Below are 17,891 nucleotides of genomic sequence, written 5' to 3'. Positions count from 1 at the left end.
ACATGTCACCCAAATCCAGCGCAGCCGTCCCACTTTACGCCTACCAAAAGAAATGGCTACTCGACCCCAGCCGATTTAAGATCGGCATGTTCGCTCGTCAAACCGGCAAGACCTTTACCAGCACCTTGGAATTGGTCGACGATTGTTTTGCCGCCGAAGCCGCCGGCGGTCGCACGCGCTGGGTCATCTTGTCACGCGGCGAACGCCAAGCCAAAGAAGCGATTGAGGAAGGCGTTAAGAAGCACTGCCAAGCCTACAGTCTAGGCGTCAAAGAAATCGAAGGCGAATTCAAAGGCGCCAGCGGCGAGCGCTACACTATGCTCGATGTTGTGCTGCCCGGCGGCTCTCGCATCACTGCCTTACCAGCTAATCCCGACACGGCGCGCGGATTTTCCGCTAACGTGTTTTTAGATGAATTTGCCTTCCACGCCGACAGCCGCAAAATATGGACCGCGCTATTCCCCGTCATATCCAACGGCTGGAAGCTGCGCGTCACCGCCACGCCCAACGGCAAAGGTAACAAGTTCTATGAACTAATGACCGACAAAAAGTTAGACAGCGTCTGGTCACGTCACGTCGTCGATATTTACCAAGCCGTCAAAGACGGCCTGCCGCGTGACATCGACGCCATGAAATTAGCCTTAAATGACGAAGACGCGTGGGGCCAAGAATTTGAACTCAGATGGCTAGATGAAGCCAGCGCGTGGCTATCCTTTGACCTCATCGACGGCGTAGAGCATGACCGCGCTGGCGATCCTACCCACTACGCGGGCGGGCCTTGTTTTGTAGGCGTCGATATCGGCCTACGCAATGACTTGTTTGTGATTTGGGTAGTTGAGCAGGTAGGCGACGTCTATTGGACGCGCGAAATTATTACCGCCAAGCGCGCCAAGTTTGCGCAACAAGACGCCTTGTTAGACGACGTGTTCACCCGTTATCGCGTTCTGCGCATGTGCATGGATCAAACCGGCATGGGCGAAAAGCCCGTCGAAGACGCCAAAGCCCGCTATGGCTCACTGCGCGTAGAAGGCGTGATTTTCAGCGTCGCCAGCAAGCTAACACTAGCCACCCGCGGTAAAGAAATGTTCGAAGATAAATTAATTCGCATCCCCTTGGGCGACACCGCGCTACGTTCCGATTTACACAAACTGCAAAAGATTTCCGGCCCCACTGGGGCACCGCGCTTCATCGCTGAATCGGACGCCAACGGCCACGCCGACCGAACTTGGGCATGCTTCTTAGCGCTGTCTGCCAGCGACGGCCCCAGCGGTCCCATCACCGTCAAATCGCGCCGCCCACGTCAACAAAACACAGGAAGCAAATGGTTATGAAATCCAACGCCACCGGCATCTACCTTCCCAACGGCGGCTTTGTACGCTTTGCCGAAACCGCCCCCAAACAGGGCAAACAAATTGCCACCCGCGCCACCGCCGCAGGCATTAGCAACGTCGGCAGCGCCTTACCCAATCCCGACCCAGTTCTACGCAAGCTAGGCAAAAGCATTCAAGCCTACCGCGACCTGCGCTCAGACGGACACGTAGGCGGCTGTATTCGCCGCCGCAAAGCCGCCGTCAAAAGCCTGCAAAGCGGGCTAGATCGCAACCTAGAACCGAGCCGCCACGCTGACGACATCACCGACATCTTGGCCGACCTAGACATGGGCCGCATCGTCTCCGAAATTCTCGACGCGCCACTCTACGGTTACCAGCCACTAGAGGTCGTCTGGGGCAAAGTAGGCAACTACATCGTACCGGTCGATGTAATCGGCAAGCCGGCCGAGTGGTATTTCTTCGATCAACAAAACCGGCTTCGCTTTAAATCCAAAAGCGCCGGCCAAGACGGCGAACTGCTGCCAGAGCGCAGCCACCTGCTACCACGCCAAGACGCCAGCTACGACAATCCCTACGGCGTCCCCGACTTGGCGCGCTGCTTCTGGCCGACCAAGTTTAAACAGGGCGGCATCGATTTCTGGTTTAAATTCGTCGAAAAATACGGCACACCGTGGCTGGTCGGCAAAGCTCCCCGCAGCACGCCCGACCATGAAATCGACAGCCTACTGGATATGTTAGAAGCCATGGTGCAAGACGCCGTCGCCGTCATCCCCGACGACGCCTCGGTCGAGATCGTCGAAGCCGGCGGCAAATCATCGTCCGCCGACGTGTTTGAAAAGTTTTTAATGCACTTGCGCTCAGAGGTATCGATTGCGCTGCTAGGCCAAAACCAAACCACCGAAGCCGACACCACCAACGCCAGCGCCCAAGCAGGGCAAGACGTCTCGGCCGACATCAGAGACGCTGACGCAGGCTTAGTCGCCGCCACCATTAATCAACTCATCGGCTGGATAGCGGAACTCAACTTCAACGACGCGCCACCGGTCTTTAGTTTCTGGGAACCAGAATCGGTCGACAAGACCTTAGCCGAGCGCGACGCCATTTTAAAAAACGCCGGCGCCAATCTGACGCGGCAATATTTCAAGCGCGCCTACCAATTGCAGGACGACGACATTGGCGAAGCCCCCGCCCAAGGCGTCAACACCCCGTTTGCGTTCGCCGAAGGTCAACCCAACAGCTACCCCGACCAAGAAGCCATCGACGCGGCCGTAGGCGGACTTTCGAACGTGCTATTAAACGACCAAGCCAGCGATTTATTAACGCCCGTGATCACGGCCATGCAACGCGGCCAATCCGAGGCCGAAATGTTAGGCTTGTTAGCCGAAGCCTATCCGCACATGAACGACGACGCGCTAGTCAACACGCTCACCAACATGCTATTCATCGCCGATACGTGGGGCCGACTGTCCGCCAACGCCAATCGGATTGACTGATGACTAATACAATCAATCCAGCCGATTTAAAGGCCGTACTGACCATGGTGCCAGAGCGCGCGATTAGCTATCTGCGCGGCAAAGGCTACCACATCGGCTGGGACTGGCGCGAAACGTTAGGCGCCGCCCACGCACGCGCCTTCACCGTCGCCAAAGTTACGCGCATGGACATCCTGCGCGACATTCGTAACGGCTTAACCAACGCCATGGCCGACGGCAACCCCAAGAAGCAATTCATCCAAGATATCGCCCCCATCTTACAAGCCAAAGGCTGGTGGGGCAAACAGATCGTCGTTGACAGCGCGGGTAACGCCCAACCGGTGCAATTAGGCAGCCCACGACGCTTAGCAACGATCTACCAAACCAATCTGCAATCGGCCTACATGGCCGGTCGCTACGCCGAAATGAAAGAGGAAACCGACACGCACCCCTATTGGCGCTACATCGCTGTATTAGACGGTCGCACCCGTAGCAGTCATGCGGCGCTGCATAACAAGATTTACCGACATGACGACCCCGTCTGGGATAGCATTGCGCCCCCCAACGGGTTTAACTGCCGCTGCCGCTTCGTGGCGGTCTCGGCCGACGCAGTCAAGCGCAATGGCTGGACGGTCAATTCCAGCGCCGGTCAAATCACCGAAGACATCGTCCCGATAGGCCGCGACCCCAAAACTGGCGCGACCTACCAAGACACCATCACCCGGGTGCGCGTACCAACCGAGGGCCGTAAATTCCGCATCTTCAGCCCCGACGCCGGCTTCAACAGCGGCCCGATGGCCTCGCACGTGATGGATGAATTACTCTATAAACGCGCCCAAGAAGCACTAGCCAACGACGCCCAAGTATTCGCCGCCATTGAGCAAACGTTGTTATCGCCAGTTCGCCAAGCCGCGTGGGAAAGCCTTATCGAACGTAGTCTTAAAACGGGATTCGCCAGCGGCCAAACCATGAGCATAGGCGTCATGCATCCGGCAGAAATCGCCTACGCCAAAGCCCAGGGCGCCGACGTGGCGTCGGGTATTATTTACGTAGGGGATCGATTGTTAGCTAGCGCCAAAGCCGCCCGTCATACCGCCGCGGGCAATGCGCTGTCTGCCGCAGAATGGAAGGCACTGCCTGCAAAGTTAGCCAATCCAGCGATGGTGCTATGGGATAGGTACGGCCAGACGATGATTTATGTGATAGGTCCAGCGGGCGGCAACAGTCAAACAAAAACCACCAAAACAGTGGTCAGGTTTTCAAAAAACAAAATGGGAGGCCAACAAATTGATGATGCCGCGACTGTGTTTATTGTACAAAACGCAGATATTCAAAGCGGACTAAAAAGCGGAATGTACACGAGGATAAGGTAGAAAGTGTGCTACGCCGGATTCGAACCGGATAATAGCGACCGAGGCCCCTAACCATTCCAATTGGAAACTAAGCACGCTCTCTATGAGAACATCATAAATGATCGAGATAAAAATTGAAAGCCAAGCGCTCACCAAGGCGCTCAATACGCTACAAATTGGCACTACCGACCTCACGCCGTTAATGAAAAGTATCGGCGCAGAACTACGCAGCGCCGCCGAAGAAAATCTAGAAGCAGAAAGTTTTGCCGGCTCCGCATGGAAAGATTTAGCCGCCGCCACATTAGAGCAACGCATTCGCGTTGGGACATGGCCTGGTAAAAAACTGCAAGTCGACGGCAGCATCGGTCGCGGCATAATCGCCCAATCCACCCACAGCAGCGCCACCATCGGCGTAGGCGGCGTGATTTACGCGGCCATCCATCAACTGGGCGGCACAGCTGGACGCGGTCGGGCAGCCACCATCCCAGCCCGTCGATACCTGCCATTTGACGCCGACGGCAAGTTGCCGCCCAAAACCGAATCCGCCATGCTAGCCCTAGCGCACAACTATCTGCAACAGCTGGTTAACTAGCGCCGACCGGCAAGCGGCCGCGGGCCACACAAGTTCCCTTCAAGTTTTTACCTTAATGCAAGAATAGTTGATAGAATTAAAATTAACGTTAATCAACAGTTCGCTAAATAAGGGAATCATGGCGGTATTCAATTTATTTTCTAAGCGGCAGAAACAAGCTAGGGGTGAGGTGCCGGATGTCTATACTTACGATTCACTACCTCAACCATTCCGAGTTCAAGTAGTTCACATCATTCGCGATGCCTTCGGCATAGATCATTATTCATCAAACTATGCGAAAAAAAGCTATCAACTAGTTAAGGACATACTTTGTAGAGAATATGGGTTATTTGAACTGGTTCCCCACCCGCGATCTGATGAGGATTCAGTCTTCAAGTTTTTTTTAGCGGAACAATCCGTCGAGCGCGCACTTGATGTAATCGAACTTTCCTTTAGAGTTATGGTGGGCAATATTCAAAACAATCGAGAGTACGCACGTAATACCATTAGAACGATTTCCCCAGAAGACGCAATAGTAGAACTTAACAACCGCTTCAAAGAACACGGCATCGGCTACCAATTTGAATCCAATGAACTAATCCGAGTTGATTCAGAGTTCTTGCATGCTGAGGCGGTGAAGCCGACCTTAACGGTATTGCGCGGCGAAGGATTCGCGGGCGCCAATCAAGAATTTCTGGCCGCGCATGAGCATTACCGTCACGGCCGTCACAAAGAATCTTTGGTCGACGCATTAAAAGCGTTTGAAAGCACCATGAAAGCCATCATTCAATTGCGCCGATGGCAGACCAAGCCCAACGACACGGCCAAAGCACTCATTGCAACCTGTCTAAGCAATGGGCTCTTACCTGACTACTTTGAAACCCAAGCCTCCTCAATCAGAATACTTTTAGAAAGCGGCATCCCTACATTACGCAACAAAAACGGCGGCCACGGCCAAGGCCCCGATCCGGTTGAGGTTCCCGCCTACTACGCGCGTTACGTTCTCAACCTCACCGCAACGACCATTTTATTTTTAGTCGAAGCACACAACGCATTGCGTTAGTCCACCAATTGCCCGGATGCTAAAGTCAACCAGCATCCGGGTATTTCCCCAAACACCAAAATACGCCCACCACGCCTTTTAAATCGCGTATTGGGAACCTTGCCGCAACTAGTCACCCAACAACGTCCGTAAAGCCCCGTAAAACCTTTACAGCGCCACCATTAGCGCAAGCGCCCCGACAGATAACCGTTTGCTAGGCCGAGCACGCACAAAAAAGGAACTTTGACGCCCAAGCTAATCAAACAAGACACTTTTATTGCTGGGGAACGCCATGACCAATCACCATTTAGACCATACGCCAACACGACGCACGGATACGGATTTATCGCGCGCAATTAATCGCGGACTTGCCGTTGCCATCCTCGCCAATCTACAATCGGCCATCGATCTCATGCGCGCAGAAAACGTTCCAACGCCCATCATCGCGCGCGTACTCAACAAAGACCAACAGCGCTGGTCTACAGATTGGAAGTAAGCGCGTTTTGCTTCCAATTTGCGTAATGGGCTGACAGATCGTCGGCCCATTTTTCATTTTGCCCTTGTTCAAACGACCTCACGTCAACCGCGCGCCATCATGGCGACATGAACCCAATCCACATTTTTACCGCTGGCACTCACACCGACACATCGGGTCGCGCCGTCACCATCACCAGTGACGATCTCAACGCATCGGCCGCCGCTTACAACGCCGCGCTGCACGAAGCGCCAATTGTCATCGGTCATCCGGCCCACAACGCGCCAGCATGGGGCTGGGCCCAGAGTTTGCGAGTCCATAACGGCGACCTGTACGCCGAGCCAGCGCAAGTCGATGTTGCCTTTGCTGAGAATTTCAACGCAGGCCGCTACAAGAAAATTTCCGCCTGCTTTTACGAACCCAACTCGCCCAGCAATCCCGTCCCCGGCGTCTGGTATTTGCGCCACATCGGCGCGCTAGGCGCCATGCCGCCCGCCATCAAAGGACTACGCCAAGCCGCATTTAATGAGACCGACAGCGGCGTCGTTCTGTTTAACGAAGCACCCACATCACAAGGAGTAGCAATGCAATCATCCCTTTGGCGTCGCCTCAGAGAATGGCTCATCGGTCGCGAAGGCCAAGAAGTCGCCGATAACCTCATCCCCGAGTGGCAACTACAAAACATGCAAGAGGACGAAAAGCACAACGCCGAAGTCATCGACGAAATCGTCGCAGCGCAGGACGCCGTCAATACGGACAATACCGACAGCGCTGACGAACCGCCCAACAACGCCTTTGCCGAATCCGCGGCCAGCGCAACCAACACGGCCCAGTCCGTCAACGACGCCACCCAAACCACCGAAATCAACCGCCTAAAAAAACTCCTCAAGGATAAACAGCACGCCGACGCACAGCGCGACATTACCGCCCGTCACGCCCAACACGTCGCCTTTGCCGAATCTCAACTCGCCTTGGGCAAGCTAGCACCAAAACATAAACACACCGTCATCGATTTATTGGACAACGCCGCAGCGCTAGACGCTAAGGGCACCGCATCGTTCAGCGAAGGCAGCCAACAGCAATCATTATCCGACGCGCTCAAATCGTTCCTAACGCAATTGCCGCCCGTCGTGTCCTTTGGCGAGAACGTCACCAAGGACCGCGTATTAGAAACCTCAACCAACCCGCTGGCTGCGGACGCATTACGCCGCCACCCAACCAAGAAAGCTTAAATAATGGTTACTCAAATTCAACCCAAAACGCTTGCCGATCTATTGCTCATTGAAGTCTCGGCAGGCTGGTCTAAAAAAACCGCCCCAATCAAAGCCGGTCCGCGCTACCCGATGGGAACGGTGCTATCTGTCACCAATGGCGTCTATGCGCCGCTCGACTTAGCTGGATCAGCCACCGCCAAAAAAGCGGCCGCCGTCTTAGCAAAATCCCTCGAACCCAGCACCACCGACACGCAGGCCATCGTCATCGCTCGCGGCGCGGTGGTTGCCATCGACGAACTGATTTGGCCTAACGGCATAACGCCGGCGCAAAAAGCCAACGCCCTAGCAGAACTCGACGAACGCGGCATCGACGCGCGCGCAGCGCTGCTACTGTAATTAACGCCTAAGTAACCGCGGCCACCCACACCATTACTAGAGGACTCCCATGAACTTAGCCGATTTATTTACCGTCACCACCTTAACCGACGCCATCAACAAATTACCCAGCGTGCCAGGTCTGGCGGGCGCCACCGGATTGTTTGAAGAAAAAGGCGTCACCACCAGCTCGATTGTCGTCGAGCAACGCGCGGGGCAACTGCACTTAGTCCAATCGATAGACCGCAATGCCGACCCAACCATCGTCAAAAGCGGCAAACGCCAACGCCGCTCGTTTGAGATTCCGCATTTGCCGGTCGCCGGTCAACTGTTACCGTCTGAGCTGCAAGACATTGCCCCGTTTGGCGCAGACGGCGGCGCAATGCCGCAAGCCACCATCATCAATGACAAATTAGAAGAAATGAAGGCCAGCCTAGAAGCGACCCGCGAATGGCAGCGCATCGGCGCAATCAAAGGCCAGATTTTGGACGCCGACGGCTCCATTATTTATGACTTATACAAAGAGTTCGACATCGAACAGCACCGCGTCAATATTGCCTTAGCCAATAAAAATACTGACGTACTCAAAGAATGTAATAACCTCAAACGCCATGTAGAAAAAAACGTCCGCGGCCAGATCCTTAACGGCGTGCAAGCCTTCGTGGGCGCGGATTTTTATGACGCGCTAGTCGGTCATGACCGCGTGCGCGCGGCCTTTGCCAACTGGCAAGCCGCCCAAGACCGTTTGGGCGGCGACATGCGCAGCGGCTTTACGTTCGGCGGCATCACGTTTATTGAATACGCAGGCGAAGTCAACGGCCAACCCTTCATCAGTCCTGACGTAGCCCGCATACTCCCCAACGCCAAAAACGTCTTCCGCATGTACAACGCTCCCGCCAATTACAACGAAACGACCAACACCATTGGCCTACCGTTTTACGCCAAAGCACAAGAGCGCCGTCTAGGCAAAGGCTGGGACTTAGAAGCCCAATCGAATCCGCTAGCCTTATGCCTTTATCCAGAAGCATTAGTGGAATTAAAACTAACCTAATCAACCCATAGGAGCGCCCCTAGCGGGCGTTCATAGTCGATCAACGATCATCGCAAAAAACAGGATTAACCTTGCGCTACCTAACAATAGACGACATCCGCTTAGCCATACCAACGGCGACACTCATCGCGCTATCGTCGGATGACCCATTGGCGCAAGACATCGACATCGCGGTCATCGAACGCGCTGCCGCGTCGACCGAGGAATTAATCGACGCCCACCTGCGCGGCCGCTACGTTTTGCCATTAACAAACGTCCCCACAGTGATACGCGATTCCACTGTCGTGCTGGTGCGCCATCAGCTCTACAGTCGTCGTCCAGAAGGCGCCGATTTGCCGAAAGCGATTTCGGATAGTTACCAAGCCACCTTAAAAGTATTAGCTGACATCCGCGACGGTCGCTTAACGATAGGACTAGACAGCGGCCAAGCTCAGCCGGAACCGGGCGTGTTCAAAGTACGCGCGGCAAAAAAGAGCAACTTTGGGGACAGACCATGACAACACTACGGATCTTAGAAGCGGTCATTGAACGACTCAAACAAAAGTTGCCGGCCTTGGCCGTTGAGTATTTTCCGATAAACGCGGAAACCTATCGACTCAATCATCCGGCCGGCGCGCTATTAGTCGGCTACGCGGGCAGCACCTACGACGGAACCCAAGACACGCGGATTATTGCCCAGGCGCGCCAACTCCAGATCACGGTTACGGTCGTCCTGCGCCAGTTAAACGGCCAAGGCGGCGCGGTCGACGTGTTGGACAAGGTGCGCCACAGTTTGGTCGGCGTTAAATTGCCGTTCTGTCGCACTCCATTAGCCGCCATGTCCGATACCTTTTTAGGCGCGACCGCCGGCACGGCGCAATACGCAATTAGCTTTGGCGCGCAATCGGTGCTGGTACAAGACGACATTGTGGACGACGCGCCGCGGCTTACCCAGATCACATGGGTAGAGAGCGCAGACGAACCAAATCAGCCAACTCAGCCAACCAATCCGCAGCGTCCGCCGTGCGCGAGCTGCACCAATAATGATTCACCGATTGACATAAAGGAGTCTTAAACCATGACAACTATGCTCTACGACTACCACGGCCCCTTAACGTGCGTCCCCATCGAGGTCGATGGAAAAGTCACCGAAAAAATCCTATTTCCCGATAGTCGGGTAGAACTGCCGTCCGATCATCCCACCGTCCAAAACTTAATCGATCTCGGACTGATGCGACTCTTTTATTTACCACCCGAAGAAACTCAAAACTCGATGCCAGTGCGCGAAGCGCCAGCGCCAGCCCCAGCCACCGAGAAAAAAACGAAAGGAACCTGACATGGCCGCTAACTTTTTGCACGGCGTAGAGACAATCGAAGTATCCAGAGGCGCGCGACCCATCAACGTCGTTAAAAGCGCCGTCATCGGCATTGTAGGCTGCGCTCCGACGGGACCCGTCAACTCGCCAACATTGCTCCTGTCGGACCGCGACGCCGCCGTTTTTGGTCCCGAAGTACGCGGCTGGTATTCCCTAACCGAAGCGCTAACGACCATATATGGCTACGGCAACGTAACCGTCATCGCCGTCAATGTGCTTGACCCCGCCATTCACCGCACACAAGAACCCAGCGCGACATTGACCTTTAGCGCCGACAACGACCGCGGCATGCTTCGGGGCGGCTTATCGAACTTGGTATTGACCTACGAAGGCAAAGCACTCAAAGAAGGTAAAGACTACGAAGCCAATCTTTTAACGGGCCACTGTCAGCGCTTACCCAATGGCAGCATTCCAGTCGGCGCCACCGTCAATGCGAGTTACTACTATGCTGATTATAAAAAAGTCGATTCCAGCGACATCATCGGAAAGGTAGAGGCCAGCGGTCGTCGCACTGGCTTACAGTTATTGGCCGACACGTACAACGATTTCGGCTTTTGCGCCAAAATCTTAGTGATCCCTAGCTATACCAACTACACGCCCAATGCGCAGGCGCTGCAGGCGATGGCAAGTAAAATTGGCGCCGTCGCCTACATTGACGCGCCAACTGGAACCTTATTCTCCGACGCGCTAAAAGGGCGCGGTCCATCCGGCATCAACAACTTCAACACATCGCACCCGCGCACCATGTTGTGCTACCCCAATGTGAAGATGGCTCATCGCGTTAGCGGCGGCGTTACTTTGTCGCCGCTGTCTACTCACGCGGCCGCATTACGCGCCACCGTCGATCAAAACGAAGGCTTTTGGTACTCCACCTCCAACCATGAATTAGTCGGGGTATTGGGTCTAGAACGCCCCTTGTCGGCCCGCATTGATGACCCGCAGTCCGAAGTCAATTTGCTCAACGAAAAAGGCATCACCACGGTATTTAGCAGCTACGGCACTGGCCTGCGACTTTGGGGCAATCGTACCGCCGCCTTCCCAATAGAAGCCGATATGAAAACCTTCGAGGCGGTTCGACGTACGGCCGACATCATCAACGAGTCCATCCGTTACGCCAGTTTGCCATTCATCGATAAGCCGCTAACGCCCGCGCTGTTTACCTCCATCATCGAAAGCGTCAACGCATTCGGACGCAAGTTAGAAGGCGACGGCGCGGTGCTAGGCTTTAAAGCATGGATGAACAAAGACCGCAACCCGCCCATAGAGCTCTCCAAGGGCCACCTGTTGGTCAGCTATAAATTCACGCCACCTCCGGCGTTAGAGCGGCTCAGTTATGAGAGCGAAATCACGGACGAATACTTGGTCAAAATTACCTCATTAGGCGAATGACAAAAGGGACGCCCCCATCGGGCGTCTTGAACAATCGACGCGGCGATGACGCTACGCACCAACCATTAATCAAGGACAGACACCATGTCAAAAATTTCACTCAACAACATTAGTAATGCCAACGTCTACATCGACGGCGTCAACCTTTTAGGTCGCGCCGCCTCGATCAAACTACCCGAAGTGACCGCCATCATGGCAGAGCGCAAAAGCCTGGGTATGATCGGCAAACTCAAACTACCATCGGGAGGCTTTGAGCCTTTAGAAGGCGACATCGTCTGGAACAGTTTTTATCCTGAAGCCGCCAAGCACATGGCCAACCCAATGCAAAGCGTCCAACTTCAATGCCGCTCCAGCGTCGACAAATTCGATTCCACTGGACGCAGCGCCGAAAAAGAACTCGTCACTATCATGACTGTGTCTTTTCATAAAAATCCGCTAGGCGACTTTAAACATTTAGAGAATGCCGAGTTTTCGTCCTCCTATACTGCGACCTTCGTCAAGCAAATTTTCGACGGCGAAGAAATTTTAGAAATCGACTTTTTATCCAACATCTACAAGGTAGGCGGCGTCGATCAATTAGGCGCTTACCGCAATAATATCGGCGGGTAATAGGTAAGAACCAAATTTGCCCGCGTTCAAACGACGCGCCTCGTTCATTGCGGCATCATCAAAGCTCACTTATTGAAGGGAGCTTTTTTTATGTACGACCCAGCCAATCCACCCAAGCCAGCCGGGGCCATCACCATCCCATTGCACTATCCGTTTCTCTCTGGGTTAGGCCAGATGATCCACGAAGTCACCATGCGCCGGCCGACGCGACGCGACATCAAACTAGCCCAGCGCAGTGGCAAAGATGCCATCGATCAAGAAGACATTTTATTTATGAATTTGACCGGACTCGTCACCGAAGATTTAGACAAACTCGATGTCGCCGATAACGAAGTCTTGGCCAAAACGTTTCGACAAATGCGTGACCAAACTGAAAAGCCCAAAGACGTTTCAACTGATGGACGAATGGCTTCTGCTAGTGCTCAAACTGATGCCGTCGGAAATTGACGCGCTCGATATGCAAGATTATTGGCATTGGTTTAGCGTAGCGCAACAACAGAACGACGCACGCCAAAAAGCCATTACCAAGGCAAAACAAAAGTAACGCATTCAGTAGTGATTTGGTTGCCGCAGATAAACCGCGAGGAGGGTTTTGCTAGTTTCCCGCGAAATAAAAAACTAGCTTCACTACGCATCACGCCAAAGCGCATCGCCCCCAATTTGCCCGCGTTAACTCAACAAGTGAGAGCCCTACAAAAGCCATGACCAAAGAACTCAACGTCGGACTAACAATAGGCGCAAAAACAGCGTCATCGGTCGGCAGTGCCTTGGGCGGCGTCAAACGCCAAGTCGCCGACGTCGGGGCAACCATGCACAGCGTTAGCGCCGAATCGACGGCCTTAGGCAGTAGTCTAAAAAACGCATTCGCCGGCAATACCGTCGCGCCATTAATTGCCGGCTTAACGTCGGTCTTATCTCTAGTCAGCGCAATCCGCGCGTCTGTGGATTTTGCCGATCAATTGCGCGACATTCGCATCAACGGCCAAATCAGCGTTGAGCAAGAAGCCATGATTGGCAACGCCATCACGGCTCAATCTACCGCCACCTACCAAGACCGCGACAAGCTAGCGAGCGGCGTGAATGCGCTGACCAAGGACGGCGGCTCAGCCGAAGAAAACGCCGCCTACATCGGCCTACTGGGTAAGACCACCACCGCGCTACGCACTACCATGGATCAGGCCGCCGGCGCGGTAATTACTATGCGCACGATGGGCGTCTCGGGCCAAGTCGCCATGCAAGAAAGCATGGACAAGTTAGTCCACATCGGTCAGCAAGGCGTATTCTCGCCGTCGATGCTGGTCTCTACTTTTGCCGAATTAGAAGAAACCATTAAGAAATCTGGCATCACCGGCGAGAACGCGGTAGGCGAGTTAGCAGCAGGTCTGCAAATCGCGGAAAAAACCATGGGCGCGGAGAGCGCCAAAGCAGGCTTAAAAGGCTGGTTAGAGAGCATGGACAGCGCCCGCGTCGCCAGCTCCTACGCTAACACTGGCGTGGACTATGCCGGCTCCATGGCGACGCTGCAAGCCGACGGCATGTCGAAATACGAAGCCTCAATTGAGCTGGCCGGCTCGGTATTGCGCGATAAGCTAGACAAAACCCAGCAACAAAAATTAATGGCAGGCGACAAAGACGGCTCAGTCAAACGCCAAATCGAACAACTAGGCTTAGGTGAGATTTTTCGGGACGCCGATACCGCGCGCTTCGCGCTCTCCAACTACGGTCAAAAAGACCAGGCCAAAGCACTAGCCAATGCCTCGCCAGAGCAATCCAAAGGCGCGTTGGACGGTATCTTTGACCTACGCACGGAATCGGCCTCGGAGCAAATAGGACAACTTGGCCGCACATTAAGCAATCTCGGTAAAACCGTCGGCGACGTCTTTCTACCCGCCATAGCGCCGATAGCTGGCCTATTGTCGGCCGGCATAGAAAAACTCATTGGCTTCGTTGATCAGCATAAGGGCGGCGTCACTGCCATTGCCGCGCTAACGCTAGGCATAGTCGCGTTTAAAGCAGCCTCACTAGCCTCATCGACCGCGCTGCGCTCTGACCTTATCCCCAACTTATTTAAGGCCAAAAGCATCGCCGCCAGCGGGTTCGGTTCGCTAGGCGGCACAGCCGCGCCCGCCAAACAATGGGCTGGTATGGGCGACATAATGAGACGCGCTGGCGCGGCCGCCTCAGGCTCCTTGTCCGCGGGATTAAAGGTCGCAGGCACTACCATGGCGCAGGTCGGTAACATCTTCCGCCTAAATCCGATCGGACTCATGATCACCGGCATCGCCGCAGCCGCGCTCCTAATTTATAAATATTGGGAACCGATCAAGGCATTTTTTAGCGGCGTCATGAGCGGCATCAGCGAAGCCTTAGCGCCTGTGTCCGCCATCTTTAGTGATCTATTTGGGGACATCAGCACCGCCTTAGCGCCGATAGGCGAACTATTTTCTAGCGTAATCAATTGGGTTAAGGAGTTGTTTGGTCCGACCCAATACGCGACCGAGGAACTGGCCGCTTTTGGCCAACAAGGGAAGTCAGTAGGACAATGGATAGGCACGGCGTTTAAAGTATTACTGAGCCCCGTTATCGGCCTAGGCATAGTCATCAAAGGCGCGATCAATTTAATTAGCGACCTATGGGCCGGCCTAAAAACTGGCTTCAACGATCTAATGAGCTGGTTCAGTTCGCTTCCCGACAAGTTCCAAAGCATGGGCGGCATGCTTATCGACGGGCTCATTAGCGGGATCACGTCCGGTTTTGCGCGCGTCGGTGAGGTGTTGTCGAGCCTAGCCGACAGCGTAGTCGGTACCTTTAAATCTGCCCTAGGTATTGCGTCGCCATCGGTCGTTTTTACCGGGTTAGGCTTGTTTATCGCTCAAGGCGCGGCCGCTGGCATTCGAGACGGCATCGACCTAGCCGCCACGGCATCGGCGCAATTAGCGCAAGCCACGCTTGATGGTTACGGTCAACCGATCGCGCCAAATCTAGACGTAGATAAGCGCAACGATCTGGGCGCGCTGAACCCGCCGTCAATGCGGTATACGCAAACGGAAGTGACCAAATTCAGCAAGCCCAACTCAGACACCCCAGGCATCGATCTATCCGCCTTAACCGCCGTTCCTTACGGCGCGGCTAATGACGCACTTAATTTCCCCGACGCTACCCCAGCAGGCGGCGCGACTCAAATTACCTTTGCCCCCGTCATCAACATACCCGGCGGCGCGGACGTGGCAGATCAAGTCAAATCCGCCATGGCGATCTCGTTTGCTGAATTCGAAGCCATGATGAAGCAATACGAAACCCGCAACCGCCGGCGCGGCTATGGAGAAACCTAATGGCGCTCTACGCAACCCTGGGCGATATTGAATTTGACCTACTAACTTATTTTGACGGCTTTGAAATCAAGTTCGCCGCCAACTACGCCGAGCATGCGTTGATCGGCCGCAAGCCACGCTTGCAATTTGTCGGCGACGCCCTTGATGAAATCAAACTAGACTGCCGCTTCGACATCGGCTTCTGTAACCCGGAAGCCGAGCTACTGCGACTAAAAGCCGCGCAAGCCAGCCACGAAGCCATGGCGCTCACCTTCGGCAATGGCGACTACAAAGGCCGTTTTGTGATCACCGAACTGCCCGCCACGGCGCGTCAAACCGATATGGGCGGCACGCTCCAATCCGTCGAGGCGACGCTCACCTTGCGCGAATTTGTCGGCGACGGTCGCAGCGCCGCTCCGCCAGCCGTCGTCGTCGCCGGCACGCCATTACCGCTGCCAACCGAACTAACCAGGCGGCCAGCGCCGCCATCGTTACCGCAAATTAGTGCATCACTTGCGGGCTTACCGCCGGGCGCGCCGCTGCCACGCGTAGATGGCTTAGCACTAGGTATCGCGCAAACCAAAGCCACGCTATCGGGCGCGGGCGCGATCAGCGCCAGCCTAGATCAATTAAAACAAGCCGCCGCCAACACAAATCAACTCGCCAGCGCCAGCGGCGCATTATCTGACGTTCAAAGATGGAGCAGCAACCTTCAAACGACCTGTCGTTCGGCCACGGCGACAATCGGCGCGTTTGCGCAGCTCGGCAGCGCATCCACCATCGGCGCAGACGCCGGCACCATCAGCCAGCAATTGTCCAATATCAACAGCGGCCTAGGCGCAATTAAAAGCCTTAGTCTCAATGCGTCACTAGGCGGTCAGATCGGCGCAATCACGCGCCAACTCAATACCGCAGGGGCCTTAATCCAATCCCCGCTGGCCGCACTAGCCACCCACGTCATCCTACGCCATTAATCATGAAGCTAACCCACATCACCATCGAGGGCGAACGCTGGGACCAACTAGCGTGGCACTATTACCGACGCGTCAGCCTCACGCCATTACTGATCGAAGCTAACCCGCATATTCCCATCGGCACCACTTTAGCCGCGGGCCTGAGCCTATCCATTCCCATCGTCGAGCAACAAGAGTTAACCGCGGAAAACATCCCCGAATGGGCGCGCTAATGAGCAACAATACCAAGCCCAAAGCGCCAGATTTTTTGCTGCTCTATAACGGCAAAAACATGACCAAGGATATTTCCAGTAACTTAATTCAAATTACGTGGACGCATCAACTATCGGGCGAGTCGGACGAACTTGAAGTCGAGCTAGAAGACGTCGACGGACGCTGGCTCAATACGCCGTTTTACCCACAAAAAGGCGCAGCTCTAAAGCTATCTTTTGGCTACGCTGGCGAGGCATTAATACCAGTCCCCAGCGCCACCATTGACGAAATTAGTCTATCTGGCCCGCCATCTACGGTGTCCATTCGCGCCCGCTCAGCCTCCTCACAAACACCCGTGCGCACCCGCAGCAATCAGGGTTTTGAAAACACCACGCTAAAGAAAATTGCTGAGCAATTAGCCCAAAAACACGGCTTTAAACTCATCGGCGAAATCGACCCTTTGCCATTAGATCGGGTCACCCAATATGGTCAAACTGATTTGGCGTTCTTGCAAAAAATAGCCACCCAACACGGCTACGCGGTGCGCGTCCAAGCGGTGGAGAAAGAACTCATTTTTATCAAGCGCTCCGCGCTGCACACCAAAGACGCGCTGCGCAGTTACGCGCTTAGTGACCTCACAACGTGGAACGTGACCGACCAAGTCGGCGACGTCCCAGCCAGCGGCTCGACCAGCTATCACGACCCCAACAGCAAAAAATTAGTCACCTACGGCGTCAAAGATGGCCAGACTACAGTCCTCGGCGACAAATCCGCCGGCAAAACCAGCAGCGCCGACCACGCGCAAAAAAAACAACGTGCCACCACCAAAGAAGTCGCCGCATCGCTAGCCCAATCTCACCTGGAACTCAAACAACTAGAGCGCACCGTCGCCAACATCACCTTACCGGGCGACCCATTGCTGCGCGCCGGTATGGCGATCGGCTTACATGGACTAGGCCTCCTTTCAGGTAAATACACCTGCACCAAAGCCGCCCACACGATTAGCCGCAGTAACGGCTACACCATGGCGCTGGAATTAAAGCGCGTCGTACCCGGCGAAGCCGCCGGCAAAGCAGGCGCAAAAAACACACTCAAGGTCTACGGTAAATCCGGCGGCGAGGTCAAAGTAGTAGACCAAATCGCCAAGGTCAAAAAATAATTGTCGAGCAAGTGCGGCA

Annotated in this window: 19 protein-coding genes; all 19 read left to right on the top strand. The window is 54.7% G+C overall.

The features are described 5' to 3' along the window. Positions 1–2 precede the first annotated feature (2 nt). Positions 3–1,331 (top strand): terminase large subunit domain-containing protein, encoded by a 1,329-nt coding sequence (locus E2I14_RS10370; RefSeq protein ID WP_133328135.1) that lies wholly within the window; start codon positions 3–5, stop codon positions 1,329–1,331. After that, positions 1,328–2,824: a DUF935 domain-containing protein gene (locus tag E2I14_RS10365; RefSeq protein WP_227544699.1), complete on the top strand. Its 1,497-nt coding sequence runs from the start codon at positions 1,328–1,330 to the stop codon at positions 2,822–2,824. Before E2I14_RS10370 ends, E2I14_RS10365 begins: the two co-directional genes overlap by 4 nt. Beyond that, positions 2,824–4,176 carry a phage minor head protein gene (locus E2I14_RS10360; protein WP_206105621.1) on the top strand — a complete coding sequence of 451 codons (1,353 nt, stop codon included), beginning with the start codon at positions 2,824–2,826 and terminating at the stop codon, positions 4,174–4,176. The genes E2I14_RS10365 and E2I14_RS10360 overlap by 1 nt, the downstream gene beginning before the upstream one ends. A 97-nt stretch (positions 4,177–4,273) precedes the next feature. Then, complete coding sequence (locus E2I14_RS10355; RefSeq protein ID WP_133328131.1) at positions 4,274–4,747, top strand: phage virion morphogenesis protein; 474 nt, start codon at positions 4,274–4,276, stop codon at positions 4,745–4,747. 118 nt (positions 4,748–4,865) lie between these two features. Next, positions 4,866–5,789, top strand: coding sequence for an STM4504/CBY_0614 family protein (locus E2I14_RS10350; RefSeq protein WP_133328129.1), 924 nt, complete (start codon positions 4,866–4,868; stop codon positions 5,787–5,789). Positions 5,790–6,060: 271 nt separating this feature from the next. Further along, a complete protein-coding gene (locus E2I14_RS10345) occupies positions 6,061–6,264 on the top strand; it encodes a hypothetical protein (RefSeq protein WP_133328127.1) in 204 nt (67 codons plus the stop codon). 107 nt (positions 6,265–6,371) lie between these two features. After that, a complete protein-coding gene (locus E2I14_RS10340; protein WP_133328125.1) occupies positions 6,372–7,475 on the top strand; it encodes a peptidase in 1,104 nt (367 codons plus the stop codon). Positions 7,476–7,478: 3 nt separating this feature from the next. Next, a complete protein-coding gene (locus E2I14_RS10335) occupies positions 7,479–7,853 on the top strand; it encodes a head decoration protein (protein ID WP_133328123.1) in 375 nt (124 codons plus the stop codon). A gap of 49 nt (positions 7,854–7,902) precedes the next feature. Then, positions 7,903–8,883, top strand: a complete 981-nt coding sequence (locus tag E2I14_RS10330; protein WP_133328121.1) for a major capsid protein — start codon at positions 7,903–7,905, stop codon at positions 8,881–8,883. Positions 8,884–8,954: 71 nt separating this feature from the next. Beyond that, positions 8,955–9,380, top strand: a complete 426-nt coding sequence (locus tag E2I14_RS10325; RefSeq protein WP_133328119.1) for a gp436 family protein — start codon at positions 8,955–8,957, stop codon at positions 9,378–9,380. Continuing rightward, positions 9,377–9,937, top strand: a complete 561-nt coding sequence (locus E2I14_RS10320) for a Gp37 family protein (RefSeq protein WP_133328117.1) — start codon at positions 9,377–9,379, stop codon at positions 9,935–9,937. Before E2I14_RS10325 ends, E2I14_RS10320 begins: the two co-directional genes overlap by 4 nt. A gap of 3 nt (positions 9,938–9,940) precedes the next feature. Then, positions 9,941–10,198 carry a hypothetical protein gene (locus tag E2I14_RS10315; protein WP_133328115.1) on the top strand — a complete coding sequence of 86 codons (258 nt, stop codon included), beginning with the start codon at positions 9,941–9,943 and terminating at the stop codon, positions 10,196–10,198. Position 10,199: 1 nt separating this feature from the next. Beyond that, positions 10,200–11,627, top strand: a complete 1,428-nt coding sequence (locus E2I14_RS10310; RefSeq protein WP_133328113.1) for a phage tail sheath subtilisin-like domain-containing protein — start codon at positions 10,200–10,202, stop codon at positions 11,625–11,627. Positions 11,628–11,711: 84 nt separating this feature from the next. After that, positions 11,712–12,236: a phage major tail tube protein gene (locus tag E2I14_RS10305; protein WP_133328111.1), complete on the top strand. Its 525-nt coding sequence runs from the start codon at positions 11,712–11,714 to the stop codon at positions 12,234–12,236. 90 nt (positions 12,237–12,326) lie between these two features. After that, complete coding sequence (locus E2I14_RS10300) at positions 12,327–12,683, top strand: phage tail assembly protein (protein WP_133328109.1); 357 nt, start codon at positions 12,327–12,329, stop codon at positions 12,681–12,683. A gap of 254 nt (positions 12,684–12,937) precedes the next feature. Beyond that, complete coding sequence (locus E2I14_RS10295) at positions 12,938–15,568, top strand: phage tail tape measure protein (RefSeq protein ID WP_133328107.1); 2,631 nt, start codon at positions 12,938–12,940, stop codon at positions 15,566–15,568. Further along, positions 15,568–16,521: a phage tail protein gene (locus E2I14_RS10290; protein ID WP_133328105.1), complete on the top strand. Its 954-nt coding sequence runs from the start codon at positions 15,568–15,570 to the stop codon at positions 16,519–16,521. Before E2I14_RS10295 ends, E2I14_RS10290 begins: the two co-directional genes overlap by 1 nt. Positions 16,522–16,523: 2 nt before the next feature. Then, on the top strand, positions 16,524–16,733 hold the full coding sequence (locus E2I14_RS10285) for a tail protein X (protein ID WP_133328103.1): 210 nt from the start codon (positions 16,524–16,526) through the stop codon (positions 16,731–16,733). After that, positions 16,733–17,872 carry a phage late control D family protein gene (locus tag E2I14_RS10280; RefSeq protein ID WP_165967811.1) on the top strand — a complete coding sequence of 380 codons (1,140 nt, stop codon included), beginning with the start codon at positions 16,733–16,735 and terminating at the stop codon, positions 17,870–17,872. Before E2I14_RS10285 ends, E2I14_RS10280 begins: the two co-directional genes overlap by 1 nt. The last annotated feature ends 19 nt before the right edge of the window (positions 17,873–17,891 follow it).

It is taken from the genome of Sapientia aquatica (assembly GCF_004358105.1).
Classification (GTDB): domain Bacteria; phylum Pseudomonadota; class Gammaproteobacteria; order Burkholderiales; family Burkholderiaceae_D; genus Solimicrobium; species Solimicrobium aquaticum.
The sequence above is the reverse complement of the archived record's forward strand: the minus strand, read 5'-3'. Positions and strand labels throughout refer to the sequence as shown.

Bases quoted from the DNA above. Each gene is read 5' to 3' on its own strand.
- E2I14_RS10370 (WP_133328135.1), top strand. From the start codon at position 3: ATGTCACCCAAATCCAGCGCAGCCGTCCCACTTTACGCCTACCAAAAG.
- E2I14_RS10365 (WP_227544699.1), top strand. From the start codon at position 1,328: ATGAAATCCAACGCCACCGGCATCTACCTTCCCAACGGCGGCTTTGTA.
- E2I14_RS10360 (WP_206105621.1), top strand. From the start codon at position 2,824: ATGACTAATACAATCAATCCAGCCGATTTAAAGGCCGTACTGACCATG.
- E2I14_RS10355 (WP_133328131.1), top strand. From the start codon at position 4,274: ATGATCGAGATAAAAATTGAAAGCCAAGCGCTCACCAAGGCGCTCAAT.
- E2I14_RS10350 (WP_133328129.1), top strand. From the start codon at position 4,866: ATGGCGGTATTCAATTTATTTTCTAAGCGGCAGAAACAAGCTAGGGGT.
- E2I14_RS10345 (WP_133328127.1), top strand. From the start codon at position 6,061: ATGACCAATCACCATTTAGACCATACGCCAACACGACGCACGGATACG.
- E2I14_RS10340 (WP_133328125.1), top strand. From the start codon at position 6,372: ATGAACCCAATCCACATTTTTACCGCTGGCACTCACACCGACACATCG.
- E2I14_RS10335 (WP_133328123.1), top strand. From the start codon at position 7,479: ATGGTTACTCAAATTCAACCCAAAACGCTTGCCGATCTATTGCTCATT.
- E2I14_RS10330 (WP_133328121.1), top strand. From the start codon at position 7,903: ATGAACTTAGCCGATTTATTTACCGTCACCACCTTAACCGACGCCATC.
- E2I14_RS10320 (WP_133328117.1), top strand. From the start codon at position 9,377: ATGACAACACTACGGATCTTAGAAGCGGTCATTGAACGACTCAAACAA.
- E2I14_RS10315 (WP_133328115.1), top strand. From the start codon at position 9,941: ATGACAACTATGCTCTACGACTACCACGGCCCCTTAACGTGCGTCCCC.
- E2I14_RS10310 (WP_133328113.1), top strand. From the start codon at position 10,200: ATGGCCGCTAACTTTTTGCACGGCGTAGAGACAATCGAAGTATCCAGA.
- E2I14_RS10305 (WP_133328111.1), top strand. From the start codon at position 11,712: ATGTCAAAAATTTCACTCAACAACATTAGTAATGCCAACGTCTACATC.
- E2I14_RS10300 (WP_133328109.1), top strand. From the start codon at position 12,327: ATGTACGACCCAGCCAATCCACCCAAGCCAGCCGGGGCCATCACCATC.
- E2I14_RS10295 (WP_133328107.1), top strand. From the start codon at position 12,938: ATGACCAAAGAACTCAACGTCGGACTAACAATAGGCGCAAAAACAGCG.
- E2I14_RS10290 (WP_133328105.1), top strand. From the start codon at position 15,568: ATGGCGCTCTACGCAACCCTGGGCGATATTGAATTTGACCTACTAACT.
- E2I14_RS10285 (WP_133328103.1), top strand. From the start codon at position 16,524: ATGAAGCTAACCCACATCACCATCGAGGGCGAACGCTGGGACCAACTA.
- E2I14_RS10280 (WP_165967811.1), top strand. From the start codon at position 16,733: ATGAGCAACAATACCAAGCCCAAAGCGCCAGATTTTTTGCTGCTCTAT.